Source organism: Myxococcus sp. AB025B, assembly GCF_006518215.1.
GTDB lineage: Bacteria > Myxococcota > Myxococcia > Myxococcales > Myxococcaceae > Myxococcus > Myxococcus fulvus.
The window spans coordinates 14,990-31,870 of record NZ_SRLW01000095.1 but is presented as its reverse complement, the minus strand read 5'-3'; the positions used below and the strand labels follow the sequence as shown (position 1 = coordinate 31,870).

General features: G+C 67.3%; 18 protein-coding genes and 1 pseudogene. 5 read left to right on the top strand and 14 right to left on the bottom strand.

The features are described from left to right. Positions 1–205: 205 nt before the first annotated feature. Positions 206–511: a hypothetical protein gene (locus FL311_RS17880; protein WP_141326377.1), complete on the top strand. Its 306-nt coding sequence runs from the start codon at positions 206–208 to the stop codon at positions 509–511. A gap of 62 nt (positions 512–573) precedes the next feature. Then, positions 574–879 carry a hypothetical protein gene (locus FL311_RS17875; protein ID WP_228556926.1) on the top strand — a complete coding sequence of 102 codons (306 nt, stop codon included), beginning with the start codon at positions 574–576 and terminating at the stop codon, positions 877–879. Between the two features lie 83 nt (positions 880–962). Here the strand turns inward: FL311_RS17875 and FL311_RS17870 are convergent, their stop codons facing one another. Further along, positions 963–1,367: a peptidase inhibitor family I36 protein gene (locus FL311_RS17870; protein WP_194869247.1), complete on the bottom strand. Its 405-nt coding sequence runs from the start codon at positions 1,365–1,367 to the stop codon at positions 963–965. A 195-nt stretch (positions 1,368–1,562) separates the two neighbouring features. On the opposite strand from FL311_RS17870, the gene FL311_RS17865 reads away from it, so the two are divergent. Then, positions 1,563–2,375 (top strand): M57 family metalloprotease, encoded by an 813-nt coding sequence (locus FL311_RS17865; RefSeq protein WP_141326374.1) that lies wholly within the window; start codon positions 1,563–1,565, stop codon positions 2,373–2,375. Between the two features lie 71 nt (positions 2,376–2,446). Here the strand turns inward: FL311_RS17865 and FL311_RS17860 are convergent, their stop codons facing one another. Then, the gene (locus FL311_RS17860) at positions 2,447–3,037 is read right to left on the bottom strand and encodes a hypothetical protein (protein WP_141326372.1); all 591 of its coding nucleotides are present in this window, start codon (positions 3,035–3,037) and stop codon (positions 2,447–2,449) included. Positions 3,038–3,180: 143 nt separating this feature from the next. Further along, positions 3,181–4,068 carry a bifunctional 5,10-methylenetetrahydrofolate dehydrogenase/5,10-methenyltetrahydrofolate cyclohydrolase gene (locus tag FL311_RS17855; RefSeq protein ID WP_141326370.1) on the bottom strand — a complete coding sequence of 296 codons (888 nt, stop codon included), beginning with the start codon at positions 4,066–4,068 and terminating at the stop codon, positions 3,181–3,183. 597 nt (positions 4,069–4,665) lie between these two features. On the opposite strand from FL311_RS17855, the gene FL311_RS17850 reads away from it, so the two are divergent. Continuing rightward, positions 4,666–5,328: a hypothetical protein gene (locus tag FL311_RS17850; protein WP_141326368.1), complete on the top strand. Its 663-nt coding sequence runs from the start codon at positions 4,666–4,668 to the stop codon at positions 5,326–5,328. A gap of 52 nt (positions 5,329–5,380) precedes the next feature. On the opposite strand, the gene FL311_RS17845 is transcribed toward FL311_RS17850, so the two are convergent. The 7 genes from FL311_RS17845 to FL311_RS17815 form a co-directional block, all read right to left on the bottom strand. Beyond that, positions 5,381–6,544, bottom strand: coding sequence for an alkaline phosphatase PhoX (locus FL311_RS17845; RefSeq protein ID WP_141326366.1), 1,164 nt, complete (start codon positions 6,542–6,544; stop codon positions 5,381–5,383). A 125-nt stretch (positions 6,545–6,669) separates the two neighbouring features. Continuing rightward, positions 6,670–7,521 (bottom strand): methyltransferase domain-containing protein, encoded by an 852-nt coding sequence (locus tag FL311_RS17840; RefSeq protein ID WP_141326364.1) that lies wholly within the window; start codon positions 7,519–7,521, stop codon positions 6,670–6,672. A gap of 19 nt (positions 7,522–7,540) precedes the next feature. Next, a complete protein-coding gene (locus tag FL311_RS17835) occupies positions 7,541–9,286 on the bottom strand; it encodes an ATP-binding protein (RefSeq protein WP_228556925.1) in 1,746 nt (581 codons plus the stop codon). A gap of 857 nt (positions 9,287–10,143) precedes the next feature. Next, complete coding sequence (locus FL311_RS17830) at positions 10,144–11,337, bottom strand: hypothetical protein (RefSeq protein WP_141326360.1); 1,194 nt, start codon at positions 11,335–11,337, stop codon at positions 10,144–10,146. 3 nt (positions 11,338–11,340) lie between these two features. Beyond that, positions 11,341–11,856: a hypothetical protein gene (locus tag FL311_RS17825; protein WP_194869245.1), complete on the bottom strand. Its 516-nt coding sequence runs from the start codon at positions 11,854–11,856 to the stop codon at positions 11,341–11,343. Between the two features lie 209 nt (positions 11,857–12,065). Beyond that, positions 12,066–12,374, bottom strand: a complete 309-nt coding sequence (locus FL311_RS17820) for a hypothetical protein (protein ID WP_141326356.1) — start codon at positions 12,372–12,374, stop codon at positions 12,066–12,068. Between the two features lie 46 nt (positions 12,375–12,420). Beyond that, on the bottom strand, positions 12,421–13,023 hold the full coding sequence (locus FL311_RS17815) for an RNA polymerase sigma factor (protein ID WP_141326354.1): 603 nt from the start codon (positions 13,021–13,023) through the stop codon (positions 12,421–12,423). Between the two features lie 262 nt (positions 13,024–13,285). On the opposite strand from FL311_RS17815, the gene FL311_RS17810 reads away from it, so the two are divergent. After that, positions 13,286–14,092: a GNAT family N-acyltransferase gene (locus tag FL311_RS17810; RefSeq protein ID WP_141326352.1), complete on the top strand. Its 807-nt coding sequence runs from the start codon at positions 13,286–13,288 to the stop codon at positions 14,090–14,092. Between the two features lie 218 nt (positions 14,093–14,310). Here the strand turns inward: FL311_RS17810 and FL311_RS17805 are convergent. From FL311_RS17805 to FL311_RS17790, 4 genes and pseudogenes are all read right to left on the bottom strand, one after another. Next, positions 14,311–14,925, bottom strand: a pseudogene (locus FL311_RS17805) (IS630 family transposase); the annotation flags it as partial. Beyond that, positions 14,837–15,271: a helix-turn-helix domain-containing protein gene (locus FL311_RS46305; protein ID WP_141326348.1), complete on the bottom strand. Its 435-nt coding sequence runs from the start codon at positions 15,269–15,271 to the stop codon at positions 14,837–14,839. The gene FL311_RS46305 and the pseudogene FL311_RS17805, both read right to left, overlap by 89 nt. Before the next feature lie 296 nt (positions 15,272–15,567). After that, complete coding sequence (locus FL311_RS17795) at positions 15,568–16,023, bottom strand: hypothetical protein (RefSeq protein WP_141326346.1); 456 nt, start codon at positions 16,021–16,023, stop codon at positions 15,568–15,570. A 102-nt stretch (positions 16,024–16,125) separates the two neighbouring features. After that, positions 16,126–16,638 (bottom strand): hypothetical protein, encoded by a 513-nt coding sequence (locus FL311_RS17790; RefSeq protein ID WP_141326344.1) that lies wholly within the window; start codon positions 16,636–16,638, stop codon positions 16,126–16,128. Positions 16,639–16,881 lie beyond the last annotated feature (243 nt).

The window sequence follows — 16,881 nt, the reverse complement described above, 5'->3', positions numbered from 1 at the left end:
GGATGGGGAACTGCCGCGTGGGTGAAGTCTTGTGGCGGGACGGGACCTCCGGGGCCGCGTCTGTCGTTGACCTGTATCAATCCTGGGGAGTGGTGTCCGACCCGGCGCGGCTGTCTTTGATGTTTCCTGGCCTGGGGTGGATAGTCCCGCCGCCGTGTGACGTGACACGGCTTGCTGGGTCCGACATCTCATCCTGGAGAATCCGATGAAGCGCATCTCGAAGGTGTTGTTCGCGGCGTTGGCGCTGGCCCCCCTGTCGGCGTTGGCGCTGCCGCAGGACTGTGACGTCCGCTGCGTGTCCAGCACGCCGTGTCGGATCGTCTGCGCCATTCCGTGGAGCATGCAGGTGGTGACGTGCGGCGTCTGGGTGGCGGACTACGACCCGGGCGCGGCGTGCGCGCCGGGCCTGACGGCGGAGACCCCCGAGGAGGCGCAGCTGTTCTCGTCCGAGGAGGCCGACGAGGTGGATGCGTCCTGGGAGTGCTCCGAGCAGGACGCCGCCGAGCAGTGAGTCCCGTCCTCCTGGGACGGTTGGTGATGGGTTCAACTCGACGTTTCCGTCTGGAGATTCCAATGAAGCGCAGCTCGAAGACGTTGCTCGTGGGGTTCACGGCGTGCGTGCTGTCCCCCCTGTCCGCGCTGGCGCTGCCGCCGGACTGTGATGTCATCTGCGAGGAGTTCGAGGCGTGTGACACCACGTGCGCCGTGCCCTGGACCACGCGCATCATCAACTGCGGGAGGTGGGCGACCGAGTACCACTCCGGGACGACGTGCACGCCCTATCTGACGGCCGAGGGCGGCGAGGAGGAGGCGCTGATGTCCTCCGAGGAGGTCGACGCGTCCTGGGAGCGCTCCGAGCAGGGCGGCTCCCAGGAGTAGCGCTGTCGTCCGGGGCCACGAAGCAGCCCCGTGAGGTGGTGCGCCAGGGCGGCGACTGTCTCCCTGGCGCACGCCTCTGCGCATCAGAAGACGAAGACGCTCTTGGGCGCGAACTCGAGCGGGCTCAGCCACTCGCCCGGCAGGAGCGTCACCGGATAGCCCGAGCAGTCTTCGTTGGGGAACAGGTATGCGTTCTGGGTGCCCCGGTTGATGGCGGACTCGGCGCGGCCCTCCCAGCCGTGCTCGGGCAGTCCCACGCAGGTGGACGTGCCCGGAGGCCAGGCCCGGACGTTCCACACCGCGCCGGTGTAGTCCTCTCCATCGAACAGGCAGAGCACGTCCGAGAAGGGACAGGGATTGGTGTCATCGGCCGACGCCTCGGCCGGGGACAGGAGCAGCGAGCCCGTCGCAAGCCCCGCCACCGTGAGAACGGCGCCGAGGCTCCGGGAGCCCGCGCGCGTGAGACGACGGAAATCGAGCCAGTTCATACAGGTGTCTCCTCTGCCCGCCATGGGCGTTTGCCGCGGGCGCATGGTGACATGGCGTTGCCTGGGGCAAGGCCCGACCTGCGCGTCTGCGATTGGGTCCATCCGCTGGTGGACTTCCCGTGGCCCGTCGGTTTGGATTGATTCCGTGCCTCTGTAAATGGCACGCCCACCTCGAACGCTGACCGGGAGAAGACGATGGCGAAGAAGGCGACCGCCGTTGCATGGCTTTGCTGCGCGTGGATGTCTGGCTGTGGAGATGTCGGGCCGGTGCTCACGGACGAGACGCGGGAGACCGTGGAGAACCTGGTGGCGGCGGGGTTCCGGGCCGACGACATCCAGGTGGTCGACGGCGTGGTCCAGGTGGGAGGCGACGCGGTGGTGGGCCTCCAGGCCTCGCGGGAGATGCTCGACACGGGAGGCTCGAAGGCGGAGCACTACCGCACCACGAATCTGGTCTCCAGCGCGGTGACGAAGATCACGGTCCAGCTCCCGTCACCCGTCGCGTCGACGATTGCGGCGGGCCTCGCGGAGGCCGTCGCCAACTACAATGCGCTGGGGCTGCGCCTCACGTTCTACACCGCCAATCCGTGCCTCGCCGACCCCTCGGCGTGTCCGCCCGGCAGCCACGCCACCATCAACGTGGTCGTCAACTCCACGCTCCCGAGTGGCCCGAGCGGGGCGAGCGGCTATCCCTCCGGCGGGTTGCCTTATCCGACCATCTGGATCGGCACGGGCCTGTCCACGTATCCGCTGGACGTCATCGAGCACGTCCTCACGCATGAGCTTGGCCACACGATTGGCTTTCGCCACACGGACTTCTTCAACACCGCCATCAGTTGCGGCGGCACGCCCGTGCGCGAGGGCGCGAACCCGGGAGGCGCCATCCTCATCCCCGGGACACCCTCCAGCGCGACGCCGGGCGGCTCCATCATGAACACCTGCGTGCCCTTGAGCACGAACGGGGAGTTTACCTCGACGGACATCGCGGCGCTGAACTTCATGTACTGACTCAGGGCTCTCGGAAGCGAGAGGCACTCCGGCCGCACCCGTCGTCGGTGGGGCCCGGAGTGCCGTGGGCGTCAGAAGCTGCGACCGAGGCCGAGCACCGCGGCGTCGTTGACCCGACCCACCGTGGGCGTCAGCCCCAGCGGGAGCCGGAGCTGCGGACCGCGCGAGGACGCGAGCTGCGCCTTCCGGGTCGGGCGGGGACCGCCGCGCTGGGCCTGCCGGCAGGATGCCTTGTCGACGCAGCCGCCGTAACCCTCGTCGTCCTCGTACTCATCCAGGTCCGCGAGCAGCTCCAGGTAGCCCAGGCCGAGCGTCGCGCCGACCACGATTCCACCCAGGATGGCCTTGCCGCAGTCCCCGTCGCCCACCGCGCCGGACGCGCAGACCGCGATTCCGGCGACGAGCCCTCCGCCCGTGAGAATCAGCGGGACGAGCCAGACATGCGTGGGGATGAACTCGTCGTCCTCGTACGTGTCGGCCTGCAGGGCCCGCAGGCGGTTGCCCTCCGCCATGACACCCCTCGCGGAAGGCGAAGACATCAGCCGCAGGGCCCTGGACTGGTGGCGCGGCGAGAAGTCGAACGGGCGGGGCGCGGCGTGGGCGGTGCCTGGCGTGAACAGCCAGAGGCACAGCCCGGCGAGGGCGAGGACATGCTTCGTCATATTGGGGAGTCCGGGAATGGCGCTGACCGGCCGTCGCGCCGGCAAAACGTGCGGTACTCGACGCAAGCCGCGTCGATGTATTCACACTGCGTCGCGCCCAGGCGCGCACCCCGGGATGGGGCGCGCCGGACTCCCCGGTGTGGCTACGTGCGGCGGGCCTGCGCGGACTGGCGCGCGGCCTGGAGCGTGTTGGCCAGGAGCATGGTGATGGTCATGGGGCCCACGCCGCCGGGGACGGGGGTGATGGCCTCGGCGACCTGGCTGACGCCGTCGAAGTCCACGTCGCCCACCATGCGGAAGCCGCGCGCGGAGCCGGGGTCCTCGACGCGGTTCTGTCCCACGTCGATGACCACGACGCCGGGCTTCACCATGTCGCGGGTGATGAGGTTCTGCTTGCCCACCGCGACGATGAGGATGTCCGCCTGGCGGGTGAAGGAGGCCAGGTCCGGGGTGTGCCGGTGGGTGATGGTGACGGTGGCGTCGGGGCCGGGGGCCATGAGCAGCGAGGCCAGCGGCTTGCTGACGATGAGGCTCCTGCCCACGATGACCACGTGCCGGCCCCGGGTGGGGACGTTCTCCCGGCGCAGCATCTCGAGGATGCCCGCGGGGGTGCACGGGATGAAGGCGCGGGGGTCTCCCACGAAGGCCAGGCCCGCGTTGCGCGGGTGGAAGCCGTCCACGTCCTTGTCCGGGTCGATGTGCTCCAGGACGGCCTTGTAGGGAAGGTGCGCAGGGAGGGGGAGCTGGACGAGGATGCCGTGGACGGCGGGGTCCTGGTTGAGCCGGTCGATGACGGCGAAGAGCTCCTCCCGGGAGACGTCCTCGGGCAGGTTGAGCGTCTGCCCGCGCATGCCGAGCGCCTCGCACGCGCGCGTCTTGCTCGCCACGTAGGCCTGGCTGGCGGGGTTGTTGCCCACCAACACCACGGAGAGCCCCGGAGTGACGCCCTGGGCCTGGAGCTCGGCGACCTGCTGGGCCATCTCCGCCCGCATCACCCGGCTGATCTCGGTTCCATCGATGTTCCGCGCCATGGAGCGCTCCATACGCCAGTTTCCCGCCCGCGCCGCGCCCTTTCTGGGAGGGGCGACGCCTGGTCGACGGCTCGGGGCGACGGTCCGCCGCACCCAGGACACACCCGGAGCGAGAGGGCCCGCGGTCCCGGACTCAGCGAGGGAGCGTGCTGGCTCGCCACCAGGGTGACGTGGAGGACCAGGTCGACGCCGCATCGCGTGCGCGTCTCCTCCGCCGATGCGTGGAGCCGGGATGCCGGTCGGGGATGCGGCGTGTCGCGTCTTCGCGCGGCGGGCGCGCAATGCCTGACCGTCGGGCGCCAGGTGCGTCGGTTGGAGACAGGGTCGGGTGGTTGTGTCTTGGTTGTGACGAGTGGTGTTACAGCGGATGTCTGACAGGGGTGACCCGGCTGTGGCGTGGGGAGCTACAGTTTCAAGGTGTCACCATGTATCCGGGACGTCGCTGTCAGATGTGTAGCGCCGAGTGTCACAGCTCGGAATGGGGTGTTGTGAAATGTTGATGATGTGTCTTGTTTTTGAGTCATCAATCACAGCAGAGTGCGCGCATCACCTGGAGGTCGTATGCACGCTGCTTCAACGTCTCGTGGACGCATGGGGATGTCTCGTCTTGGCTCGCTGATGGCCGTCGCCGCGGTGGCGCTCGTCCTGGGGGCGCCGGTGCGCGCCGAGGCCCAGTGTACGAGCTGGCCCACCAACACCACCGTCACGCCAGGGACGTCGTACGCGGACACCATCAACGTCTCGGGGCTGGCCTACGGGACGTACATCATCACGGCGTCGTTCTCGGGCAGCGCGGGGCTCATCAACCTGGCCTTCAGCGCGGCGCCGGGCGTGAGCTGGAGCAACGGGCAGAAGGGCTTCATCGGCTCCTCGACGACGCTCTACCTGAGCTTCATCATGGCGGCCGGCGCGCTGCCGGGTCGTTACTCGACGGTGACGATGAACGTCGCCAACACGGCGGGTCAGACGGTGTGCAGCTCGAGCTTCGTCGTGGGCGTGCCCGGGGACGCGTGCCCCGGTGACGTGAGCTGGCTGGGCAACACCATCAAGGCGGGCTTCGACAGCGCCAACTGCTACGTGGCCGCCGTCCCCGCGCAGGACGGCTCGCCGTTCATCCACGCCAACAACTATTACGTCACGCGCGGCCCGAACAACGTGTGTGAGTACGGCTGGTTCGACGGCGCCAACTGCTACCTGGGCACGCCGCCGCCCGGGAAATCCGCCTTCATCTGGGGCAACGCGTTCTACTACTCGCCCTGATGCGTGAGGACTCCCCGCGCGATGCGGTCCACCGCGCGGGGAGTCGTGTCCGTCAGCGGAACGGTCCGCTCACCTCGAAGGTGACGCCAGTGGTGCCGTCCGTGCCGCGCTGTGAGCTGAAGTACAGCCGGCGACCATCGGGACTGAAGGCGGGGCCGGTGAGCTCGGAGCCCACGTGTCCGTCGAGCTGGAGGAAGGGGGCCACGGTGCGCTCGGGCCCTGGCGTGATGAGACACAGCTGCAGGTCTCCGCCGTCCTCGGCGACGAAGAGGTCGCCCGAGCGGGACATGGTGATGTTGTCCACGCCGCGGAGGGGCGAGTCCGGGTAGAGGTCGTCGTCGTAGATGACTTCGACCTGGCCGGTGGCGGGGGTGTGGGCCCACACGCGGTTGTCGCCCTTGGTGGTGAAGTAGACGGTGCCGCTGTCGTACCAGCAGCCCTCGCCGCCATTGAAGGCGGTGGTGAGGAAGCGCTCGAGCTGGAGCGAGGCGGAGCGCGACGCGGAGACCTTCACCCAGGTGAAGCTCGCGGTGCCGTCCAGCGCGTTGCCGTGGAGCTTCGCGGCCTCCAGTCGTCCGGCGCCGAGCGAGGGCCACTGAGAGGGCGTGAAGCGGTAGAAGCGGCCCTCGGGGCGGTCCTCGGTGAGGTAGAGGCGCTGTCCCACCGGGTCCACGGCCACGGCCTCGTGGGTGAAGGCGCCGAGGGCCGAGCGGCGCTGGCCCTGGGAGGGGGAGCGTGGGTCGCATTCCCAGACATGGCCCAGGTCCCATTCCTCGCACGACAGCCAGGTGCCCCACGGGGTGGGACCTCCGGCGCAGTTGATGCTCGTGTTGGAGAGGATGCGGTAGGCGTCCACCACGTTGCCGCCGCCGTCGAAGCGGATGGAGGACACACCGCCCAGGAGGGGAATCTCGCTGTTGGAGACGTAGACCCAGCCTCCGTCACCGGTGTCGAAGCACGCGCCGCCGTCCGGCGCGAGGTGCCAGGTGTAGTTCGTCCCGGGGACGTTCTGTCCGGTCCGGGCGATGATGCGCGAGGTGAAGCCAGCGGGGAGTCTCAGGCCGTGGGCGTCCGGTGAGCCCGAGATGGCGCCATAGGGGCCGGGTCCCGGACGGGCGGGGGCGGCATAGGCCGCGCGCCAGAAGCCGGGTCCCAGGACCAGGATTCCACTGCTCATCGCGGTGAGTCGAAGGAAGTTCCTGCGCTGCATGGGCATGTCTCCAATCGCCAGGAGGGCGAAGGAGATTGAGTCGCACGGCGCGGTGCGCCCACCGCATCACGAGTCGGTGACCTTGTCGCGTGGACGACAAGGACACGCATTCGTCACCTCAATCGCAGCCTTCAGCGTCGCGGGGCGTGTGCGGTCACCTGCCTCATGCTCCAGTGGCAGGAGATGTTTCCAGCGGAATCCCGCAGGGGCTCCACGGCGGAGAGGAAGGCCTTGCGGACGCCCTCGCGGGTGGAGGGGGGGAGCTGGTCCGCGTCATAGGTCTGGGCGAGCGAGTCCCAGACATGCTCCGGGGAGCCGCCGTCCTGGACGAGGAGGTCGAAGACGTCGACGTGTTGGAAGGCGAGGCCGAAGAGTTGCTGGAGTCCCTCGGTGGAGCGGAAGCGCTTGTCGCCCAGGCTCAGCAGGGGGCGCGGCTGGGATTCGATTGCTGGCTTCATCAGCTCGCGGAACACGGCCAGCGAGCCCGTGGGGGCGAAGCCTCCGCCGACGACGCAGGACAGCTTGCCGTCGGGCTTGAGTGTGCGCCGGACCTCGGAGAGGACCTGTTCGCAGTCGTCCATCAGCATGAGGGCCAGGTGGCTGAGCACGACGTCGAGGCTGTCGTCCTCGAAGGGGAGTGACTGCGCGAGCCCCTGGTGGAGCGTGGCGGCGCCCTGGAGTCGGGCCTGGGCGTGGGCGAGCTCGTCGGCGCTCATGTCGAGGCCGAGGAGTCGGGGGCGGGGAGGCGCGCGTCGGGCGAGCAGCTCCAGCAGGTAGCCATCACCGCAGGCGAGGTCGAGCACGGTGTGTTCGCGCGAGTCCGAGGGGACTTCGGCGGCGAGCAGCGCGTAGGTCGAGTCGAAGCGGTGGTCGCCTCGCGTGACGGGCGTTCGGGAGAACCACCGCGCCGTCACGCCGGCGAGGCGACGGTGGTAGTCGAGGAGGTAGGACTCGGTCTCCGAGGGCGGCATGGGGTGGGTCATACCATGCCGCCCCTGGGGGTCAGTCGACGAGCAGGCGTTTCACGGGCGCGGGGTCGACGGCCACCATGAGCGGGCGCGCGAAGTTGCTGAAGGAGACCAGCGCCTGTCCTGGCGCGAGTCGCGTCACGCGGTTCCAGAGACTCTCATCGATGCTGCCCACGGTGCGTTGCATGCGGGAGATGACGGTGCTGTCGGTCATCTTGTGGATGATGAAGTTGTTGAGCAGGCCGAGCACCTCGTTGGGGAGGTGTTGAGGGAGCTGGGTGACGAAGACGAGTCCGAGCCAGCGCTTGCGGCCGCGCTTGGCGATGCGAGCCACCTGTTCGAAGAGGACGGGCATCTGGCTGATGCGGCTGGCGGAGAGGAACTCGTGGGCCTCCTCGATGATGATGAGCACGGGAGGGACGGCCTGGTCCTGGGCGTTGGCCTTTTCGTAGCGGACCTCCTGGGCTTCTTGGAGGCCGCGGAGGACATCCGCGATGACCAGGTTGTTGAGCTGCGGCGAGTCCGTGTCCGACAGGTCGATGACGGACACGCGGCCCGGAGCGAGCATCGAGTTGTACGCGGGGCCGGGCACCGAGCCCATGTCGAAGATGTTGAGCCGGCGCAGACGGTGGAGCTTTCCGTAGAGCGTCTTCCAGCTCACCGCGTTGCGGCTGCTCTGGGCCATGACGCGTCTCATGACCGTGCCACGGTTGGCCTTGAACTCACTCTGGAGGAAGGGTCCGGTGGGCGTCGCCTCTTCGGCCTCGTCCTCGCTCTCGGCTGTGTCAGCCGCGGACTCCTTGCGCTTGCTCTTCGAGCGGCTCTTTGTTTCGCCGCGGTTCTCGTCGCCCAGGCTGTAGATGTACGCGTTCACGACGTCCAGCAGGTGCTGGATGGTCATCTTGGGATAGCCCGTGGACATCTCGTCCACCTCGAGCGCCTGGCGCCTCTCTTCGTCCGTCTGTGGGAAGACCTCGAAGTCCTCCAGCAGTTGCTTGGTGACGTCGTAGGCCTTGAGGAAGCGCTCCTGCTGGGCATCCGACAGGCCGAGAATCTCCGCGATGGCGTAGGGCGAGAGGCTGGAGAAGTTGAGGGAGAAGCGGTGCAGGTTGCGGTGTCGAGGGTTGCGGCTGGTGCGACCGATGAGGTGATGGATGTGCAGGTCACGGACACCCTCGGCGCGCTGTCCCCGGCGCTTGAGGGCCTCGAGCATGGGCTCATGGTCGGTGGGCTCGTCCACGTGGGTGTACTCACCCTCCACGTCGAACACGATGGTGGCGATGCCCTGGGACTGAGCGCGGTGGACGAGCGTGGCCACGGTGGTGGACTTGCCGCCGCCCGTGGTCCCGATGATGCCGGTGTGCCGGGGGAGGACGGACTTGTCGCTAGGACTGATTCGAGCCTCCATCTGCTCGTAGCCGACGACGACACCCAGGCTCATGTCTCCACCGACCCCGAGCACGCGCTCGCTCTCCTCGTCCGTCAGCACGAACACGGGGCTCTGGGGGCGAGGACGGAAGCGGGGTGGCTTGAGGGTGCCTTCCACTTCTTCGCCGAGCAGCTCCACCTCGGCGCGGCCGTGGTAGTCGAACGTGTACGTGAGCTTCTTGCCGTGCGTCACGACACCGACGGCCATCGTCGAGTTGGCGGGGACCGCGTTGGGTTCGGCGAAGGGGCCCTTGACGACGACGCCCAGGTAGGCGCGGCCATCCTCACGAGACTTCACCCGCACCAGCGTCTGGGACGCGAGCAGGTGCAGGTCCGCGCGAGTGAGTAGCACGGTGAGCAGGTTGTCCTCGCTCGACGCGGTGTCGAAGTGGGTGAAGCCCGCGGCGGACTCGAGCTCCGGGTCGACTCGTGTCGCCGAGGAATCGTTTTTCAGCTCCTCGAGCGCGGCACGGGCCGAGGCGGGCGTCTCGCGGACGACGTTCTCCGACCCGTTGGGGGGCGTCGAGGGGCCCCTCGACGAGAGAGGGATCGGAGCTCCGGTGGGGGCACGCGTCGAAGCAGGGGAGGTGGCTCCCGGGGTGCGAGAGGCGCTTCCTGCGTCGGAGGAGGTTCCCGCGACAGGTGAGGGGCCTCCTGACGCGCGAGACGTGATGCCTGCGCCAGGCGGCGCTCCCATGGAGCGGGAGGCGCCCTCCGCGCTCGAGGTCAGAGGTCCAGAGGCGTTCGAGGGGCCTCCCGAGGTGCGGGACGGGCCCTCCGCCCCCGAGTGGGTTGAAGGACCGCCCGAGGCACGGGAGGCGCCGTTCAGGGCGGACGAGGTGGCTGTCGAAACAGGGGGCGATGAGCCAGGGGAGGGCGCTTTCGTGGGCGGCGGCGCCCCAGGAGGCTCGGCGCGGTCCGATGCCTGCACCGATGACGGGGCACGTCCGACGGACACAGGAGAAGGGTTGGGCCGGTGAGCCGAGCCATTCGGAGGCGGAGGGCGGCCGGCCGCGCCGTTGGGAGCCGGCTCGCGCTGCGCGCTCGGCGGTGGGGTTCTCGTGGCGCCGTGAGGCGGCGGCGTGCTGTTGCGTGGAGGCACGGCACGTGCGCCATTCACTATCTGGAGGGAGGGAGACTTCCCGTTGATGTTGCCTGCACCCTGCGGCCTCGGTTCCTTGCCATCATTGGACATCCGTGGTCCCCCCCTTAACGGCGCATCCCGCGCTCGGTCATGAACTGCAGATTGGCTCCGGCCTGGGTGTAGGCGTCCTCGACGAGCCCCAGGAAACCATCGACCCCGAAGACACCGCGGCAGGTCACCGCCGCGACATCGAGGAGCATCGGGAATCCGCGCTCGGGGCGCAGGATGCTGTCGGCCATGGCCACCCAGGCGGCCTCGTGGGCGTGGTCCTTGTGCGCGTAGAACAAGCGCGGCGCCGAGTGGTCCGACACGCGGAAGATGCCCTTGACGACGCAGGGGCTCGAGTCTCTCACGAACTTCCAGGCGCGGTGCTTGCTCCGTCCGCCGTACTCCCAGTTGCGGACGATCTGCGTGCCCTCGCGCTTGAGCGTCTCCAGGAGGGCATACTCGCCAGCGTCCAGCGCGAGTCCCATCGTGAGGAATCCCCGGTCGGTGAGGGAGTCCGAGACGTAGACGAACTTCTTGTGCTCGTGGATGAGCCGCTCGAGCACCGTGAGTGAGCGGTCCAGGAGTGACATGTAGCCCGAGCCGGAGAGCAGCTCGTGGGCGCACGGATTGCCGGAGCCCATGCGCCACTCCGCGGTGGCCTTCTCCACGAGCGCGGCGCGCTCGGCATAGGCCTGGATGCCACGGCGGGCCATGCGCGACAGGGTGTCCTGCTTCCCCTGATAGCGGTTCTGGCGCATGTCGATGAAGTCCATCGCCTCCTGGAGAGGGTTGCTGGTGTTCTGGGACGCCATCTCCTTGCGGAACAGCCGTTTGGTGAAGGCGCCCGAGGTGCCCTGGTAGCTGACGATGCCGACGCCAATCTGGGAGATGCCGATGGGCAGGCTGTCATGGGAGACGTGGGTTCCGGTCACCGCGTCGACCTTGCTGCGAAACAGCAGGCGCTCGTGGACCAGGGTCAGGTCTTCTGGAGTGACCTTGTAGACACCGGCGTCCGGGAAGGCATCGGGGCGCGTGGCCAGCCGGGGGAAGAGCTCGCTGCGGACGATGGCGCGCAGCTCGCCCTCCTTGTGGACGGCGCTGGCGATCTCCCGGCGGAACCGCTCCATGATCTTGTCGAGGTCGAGCCCCGTGGACCACCGGTCGAGGTCCAACGTCGAGGCAAGGTCCTCGCCGAACGCCGAACGGTAGTCCGCATCGCCAAACAGCTCTTCCTTCAGTTCATCCGCCTCGGGCGGCAAGTCACTCGACATGGATTACCCCTCCTCCACTCCCAGGAACTCCGCGATGGAAAAACGGGACACGCGCAGCCGCCGCCGAAGCCCATCGACGTATTCGGTGGCTTTCTCCACAGGCAGGTGGAACTGGAACCGCAAGCTGTTGATGGCATCCTCCCGAGAGAGCTGTTTCACGAGCGGCAGGACGCGCTCCACAGGCGCCAGCAGCTCGAGCGCGACCCGGTCCGCGCGGTGCTCGGCCACGACGACATCCCGGCTGGCGTAGCCCCCCGAGCCATCACGGGCCATGAGGTCCGTGCGTAGATTCAGCGGGACCTGTTCGAAGAACAGGGTCAGGGCCTCCTCGGGAGAGGGGGCCCGCTCGCCATCGAGGACCGGGAGTATCTCAGGGCCGAAGATGCTCAGGGCTCGTCTGCGGGGGAGCCACTCCTCCAGGACGAAGTGCGCGACCTCGTGGACGATGGTGAAGCGCTGCTCCGCATCCTTTCGCTGATTGTCAAAGAAGAGGATGCCGTGTCCGCGCCACCAGGCCATGAAGCCATGGAGGTCATGATCTTGTGTCGTGAACCACTGCCCCGGGCTCCGGCGAGACAGCCAGTCCTGGGCTGTCTGCGGAGTGAATCTGGGGAGGGCAACGGGCCGGATGTGGAACTGGCCGCAGAAGCAGTCGAGCAGGTCATGGACGGACGCATGACAGTCCTTCAGTGCACAGGCTTCCACCGCTTCTTGCAGCCAGCTTTCCATCACGTGTCCGTTTCTTCATCCGGGAGGTGGTCTTGGGCCGCCATCCGGATGGGGGTCGTCGACCCGGTTCGTGTGCCGTTGGAGAAGACATTGATGACGTCGACGTGGCGAATCACCTGCATGAGCATGAGGCGGTCCACGCCGAACTTCTTGGCGATGGCGGTGCACTGCTCGCTGAAGCTGTCGCCTTCGGGGCGGCGGCACAGGGACATCCAGTGGAGCGTCTCCTGGGTGCACCCCAGTTCCCCGGCCAGCGTGTCCTCGTTGATGCCCTCGATTTGTCGGTACTGCTCGAATGTGTAGGCCATTGACCAGGGCTCGCTCCGGCCGCGTCGGGCCGCTCGCTCGAGCCATTCAGGATTCGTCATCTCGGTCCTCCTTTCCGAAGCGCCTCAACCACTTCATGAGCCGGTCTCGATTCCGCTTCACCCTGCGCTTGCGGTCCTCGTCCGACATGGGGGGCAGCCCCATGGCTTGGGCGAGGACTCGAGTGGAGCCCTCTCCCTGGAGGACCAGCCCGAGGAAGACTCGGTCTCGCTCCGGCAGTCTGGCATGGTCGATTCGTCTCACGGCGAGCCTGGCTTCCACGGTGACCTCCAGGCTTTCATTCGGTGCCCGCGTGCGAAGTTCGAAAACGGTCCCGTAATCCTGCTCTCGGTGGGTGCGGGCTACCCGGGAGCGGTAGCGGTCGGTGAGCTTCTTCTTGGCGGCCTCTCGAAGGTAGGTGGACAGCCGACTCTTCTGGGGAACGTACCGTTCAGGGTGCGCCAGATAGGCGTAGATGACATCGACCACCGCGTCCCAGGCCTCTTCCTTGGTGCGGTTCAGGTCTCTGCACAAGTGTACAGTGATTGGGTCGACGAAGACTTCAAAGACCTCCGCGGTAGCCAATGACTCATCCTTCTTCAGGATGCGTTCGTGAAGCTCCTGCTCCTCCGATGGTGTTGGAAGACTCATCCCCACTCCTCGCCGGGAACACGTGCCCGCTCTCGGGTTGACATCGAACTGTGTGTCCTTTCGTTACCGGCTCGGTGAGTTCGACGGCGTGTGTCTCGTTCACGTCCGCGGAAGGTTGGTCGCGGAGCGAAGCAATGTCTGTACCTCCCGGGTGGTATGGCTCGCGGTGGACGAGACATGGGGTGGTGGGCGCAGTCGGGGTGGCGGCGCCGAAAAAGGGGATGGGGTCGGTATGACGCCGGCCTGTTTCAGGGAGGGACCCATGACGTCCATGCACTGCCGAGTCGCCACCACTCAGCGTGAGTTGGATGATGCGCTGCGGATCCGCTGGGCTGTTTTCGGAGGAGAGCTGCGGCTGCTGGGGGGCAAGCCGTCACCCACGCGGCGCGAGGTGAGCTGCTTCGACACGCTGGAGACGACGGTGCACCTGGTGGTCTATGCGGAGCGGACGCCGGTGGCGACGCTGCGGATGTTGTTGACGAATCCGGAGGTGGCTCTGGCGACGGGAGGGCGGCTCGGGGTGGAGATGGAGCAGAAGATGGACCTGTCGAGCCTGGTGGGGCCGGGGCGAGTCATCGCGGAGACGGCGCGCTTCTGCGTGCTGGAGCAGTGGCGGCACACGGAGGCGGTGGCGCACCTGCAGGCGGGCATCTACGCGGAGAGCCGGCGACGAGGCGTGACGCACTGGGTTGCAGCGGCCAACATGGATACGGACTCACATGAGGACGCGCGGTTGATTGCGTGTGTGGCGGAGCACCGGGGCTGGGTGAGCCCGCGTTGGCGGGTGAGGTCGACGGTGCCTCATGAGTCGCCTGCGATCCCCAGGAGCCCGTTCTACACGCCGGCGGAGCGCGAGCGGGCGGGGCAGGGGTTGTTGGCGGGATTGAGGATGCCCCGGGCGCCGTCGCTGTTCGCCAGGAAGATGGGCGCGCGGTTCGTGGGCCAGCCGCTGTACGACGCGAGCTTCCACCGGTTCACGCTGCCGCTCGTGGCCTCGCTCGATGAGATTCCCGCAAGCACGTTGGAGCGCTTCCGCGCGCTGGATGGTGTACTGCGACGCGCCGGTTAGCCAGGGCCGGGCGTACTCCTGGGGTGGTAGAGACATCTCAACCCCTGAGGCTCATCCTCCAGATCGATATACGACATTCGATTGGGGGAGTGAATGGCCACGAAGAAGGCTCAGCCGCGAAAGCGCGTCAGACATCTGACCGCCTTGTTGATCAAGAGCGAATTCAAGAGTCCCAGGGACTGTCTCAAGGACCCTGCCTCCGTGACTCACAGCGGTGATCAGTCGCACGGAACCGGGTAGCCGCAATGAATGAACCAGCCCTCGGCATCTCGCTGAGTAACAGCTTCAGTGGCCTGCTGGACGGCGACCTTCAGCCTGCGGACCGTGCGTGCCGCCAGCTTGCGAAGCAGGGCTTTCACCTTGCTCCAGCACAGCTCAATTGGATTGAGGTCCGGACTGTAGGGCGGCAGGTACAGCACGTCCGCCCCTGCTGCTCGGATGGCCTCCTTCACTCCCGTGGCGTGGTGCGCTCCCAGGTTGTCCATCACGACCAGGTCGCCGGGGCGTAGCATCGGCACCAGGTACTCACGGACGAAAGTGAGGAAGACTGCGCCCGAAGTGCCACCCTCCACGGTCATGAGCGCTTCGACGCCATCCAGGGTCAGGGCGCCAATCATCGTGAGCACCTTGCCCCGGTTGCGCGGAACCCGGCCCACCACTCGCTCTCCGACGGGCGCCCACGCGTGCTCACGTATCATGCTGACGTGGCTGCCGGATTCGTCGAGGAAGACGAGGCGGCCACCCTCAACCGTCTCGGTGGCCGCCAGGAACTCTTCGCGCTTTTGCTGCACGCCGGGCCGGTCTCGCTCGCTGGCTACCAGTCCCTTCTTCTTTCGAGAGTAGTCGAAGCCTCACCATCATCCGGCCCATGGTGGGTCGACTCACCGAGCGTCCCAGCTCACGGCTGACCATGACGGCCAACTCCGCGAGGGTTGCGTCCGGGTGTGCATCCACGACGCCCTTCACCCTGGGCAGTTGCTCGTCAGGCACCCGCTTGGGCATCCCGCCACCACGGGGCCGCGGCTGAAGCCCACCCGTCTCTCGATTCAGTCGCAGCAAACGATTCACTGTGGCGCGGCCGACTTGGAACTGCTCGGCCAATTCCTCGTACGTCTTGCCGGTCGTCTCCCGCACCTTGAGGATGCGGCGACGTAAGTCCTCGGAAATCGGTCGGGTCATCCCCTGAGCAGATTACGCCCGGAGGATCGGCTCAACCGAGCCCCGCTGTGAGTGGGGCTAAATCCAGAGGATGCGGTCAGTGGAGACGAGGCTTGGCGCCATCGCCCCAATCCACAGCCCAGGACGGACGTGTGCGTCAGCGTACGCCCTCGCAGTGCCCGGGCTAGCTGGGTGAGGATGTTCCCTTTAGCTTGGGCGCGCCACGGTCTTTGCCGGTCGAACATTCTCCTTCGCTCCTCGGCCGAGAAGTTCGTAACGCCTAGCTCGGCGAATTGGCAAGCGCTCTTGGTGGGGATTCACCAGCGCCCTGGTGCTGTCGGCAAAAATGAGTGCCGCAGGCACCACTTGAACCTCAGGCCCGGCGAGCCGCCACGGCGCGAACGTCGCCATGGCGGGCTCTTCCTCAGTGGAGTGGGCTCCTGCGAGCTGTTCGGGTTCTTCTGCATCAACTCGAAGCTCGCATCCAAGCAGCCGGTGATGATGTCCATCCTCTCCTTCTTGCTGCCCACGAGGAGGCGCAGATGGAGAAGGATGCTGCTCACCGTCAGGCTCGTCTTTACCGCGTAAAGGCTCATCCACCCGAGGTGGAGGAGGGTAGCGAGGCCGTCCTCGTCGGCGAGAGCGGCTTTCATGGCCAGCTCGTGCTCGCGGACCATCGGTCGCAGCAACTCGAGGCTGATGGACTTTGCCTCCTCTTCCGTCATCGGCCGGACGAGGCGGTGGCTACGCAGAATGGTGAGGATGTGCTTCACGGTGTCCTCCATGCGCGCACGGAGGCCGGAGCCCCGCGTGACGCGCTTGAAAGCAGCGCGCCAGCAAGGCGCAGGTGGGGTGGGGTAAGCTTCGTGGACGCTTCAGGCAGGGCGCGAGTCGGGCCCCACGGGGCCGTTGCCCCTGCGCTTGCCGCTGGCCGCGGTGGTGCGGCCCGTCGCTTGGCGCGGGGCAGGGGAGGAGGACTCCTCCTTGCCGTTGGAGGCGCGCTCCTCGTGTGGTCTGCCGCGGACGAGGGCCTCCAACGTATCTTGGCGGGCCTTGAGGCTCGCGATCTCTTCGCGCAGTTCCTGGAGGGTCGCCTCCATCGAGCCGAGTTCCTCGTGGACGTCGTTGATGAGCCCCTTGAACTCGGCGACCGCGTTGGCGTTCAAGGACGCGAGCTTCTCCAACTCGCCCGGGGGCAGGTCGCTGTGGAGACCCTTGAGCATCGCGTCCCCGACGCGCGGCGTGATGCCGAGGTCGGCGTCATCGAGCCACCGGCTGATGCGCTCGCGATGGGCATAAGCAAGCCCACCGAGGGCGGCTGGTGCGGCACCCAGAGTCAGTTTTCCAAGGTGGTTGATGATGACGGGGGGGAGGGGAATCACGGCCATGCGGAAGCTCCTGGCTGAGGCCCAGAAGTCATTTCCTGGGCTCATGTGCTGATACCCACCGGGACCTTCGTTCTTTGAATTCTTGGCGTAGCCCGCGCCGGGCCAGCGTCCGCGTCTGGTGGTCAGTCCCAGTTGTTCCGAAATGGCACGCTTGATGATATCAACGAAGGGTCAGGTCCTCGAGTTCGAAGCCGCCGACGGCGCTGAGCCGATGAGTGAGCGGACGCTCCGCGCCGTGGCGCA